The organism is Acinetobacter sp. 479375, from assembly GCF_000581715.1.
Taxonomy (GTDB): domain Bacteria; phylum Pseudomonadota; class Gammaproteobacteria; order Pseudomonadales; family Moraxellaceae; genus Acinetobacter; species Acinetobacter ursingii.
Genome location: NZ_JEZN01000078.1, coordinates 1 through 444, shown reverse-complemented (window position 1 = coordinate 444; position 444 = coordinate 1). Strand labels below are relative to the sequence as shown.

At 41.9% G+C, this 444-nt stretch carries 1 pseudogene; it reads left to right on the top strand.

Annotation, left to right across the window (positions count from 1 at the left end):
* Positions 1 to 41: 41 nt before the first annotated feature.
* Positions 42 to 444 (top strand): annotated as a pseudogene (locus tag J500_RS16850) (IS5-like element ISAba10 family transposase); the annotation flags it as partial.

Here is a 444-nt window from a genome sequence, read left to right as displayed (position 1 = left end):
GGCTTTGTTGCATAAATAAATTTCATCCCCATACATGTTAGATGAATACAGAATCAAAAAGCCGATACAAAACAACGAACTGGTCTGAGTACAATCAGGCTTTACGTCAACGGGGTGCTTTCACCATTTGGTTTGATCCCCAAATGCAATGGTCTGCAACACCTACTGGAAAAAAAGGACGTCAACCTACCTACACTGATATAGCAATTCAATTTGCCCTGACGATACGAAACCTGTTCCAACTGGCTTTACGCCAAACACAAGGTTTCATTCAAAGCCTTTTTCAAATGGCTCACCTCGACTGGAATGTTCCAGACTTCTCAACATTGAGTCGGCGAGCAGATAAGCTGCAGCCACTTCTACATAAATCAGCAAAAAATCCACAGGAAGACTTGCATATTTTAGTTGATAGCACAGGGATCAAAGTTACAGGTGATGGGGAAT